The sequence below is a fragment of the Sulfuricurvum sp. genome, from assembly GCF_023250475.1.
GTDB lineage: Bacteria > Campylobacterota > Campylobacteria > Campylobacterales > Sulfurimonadaceae > Sulfuricurvum.
The window spans coordinates 1-422 of sequence record NZ_JAHFAQ010000167.1 but is presented as its reverse complement, the minus strand read 5'-3'; the positions used below and the strand labels follow the sequence as shown (position 1 = coordinate 422).

The window sequence follows — 422 nt, the reverse complement described above, 5'->3', positions numbered from 1 at the left end:
ACAAGGCGGTAGCGGAAATGATACCTATATATTTAATCTTGGAGATGGAAGTGACGCAATTAACGATACATCTGGAATGGATATAATCAAGTTCGGTAGGGGGATAGGGAGTAATGATTTGGTATTTTATACAGGTAGCAATTATTTGATTATCGGTGTCAAAGAAGCAGGAAAAAGTATATGGGAACTTCGTGATAAGATCACCATTAACGACTGGCGCCATTCATCTGTCAAAAAATTCAGTTTACAGGGAAGCGGATCAGGCATAGATGGTACAGATGGAGATTTGTTTTTTAGCAAATCAGGTATTCAAAACGGTGAATCGATTGAATATGACTTTACCGATCTTTTTGGGCAGAAACTCAGCAGTGATAGTAATGATATCCTTTATCTGAGTGATGCAAATGAATATGTGATGGGAC

General features: G+C 37.9%; 1 protein-coding gene. It reads left to right on the top strand.

Annotated features, from left to right (window positions below):
* Nucleotides 1–118 precede the first annotated feature (118 nt).
* The coding region (locus Q0C19_RS11470) for a hypothetical protein (protein WP_295056145.1) at nt 119–422 on the top strand (304 nt) is incomplete at its 3' end.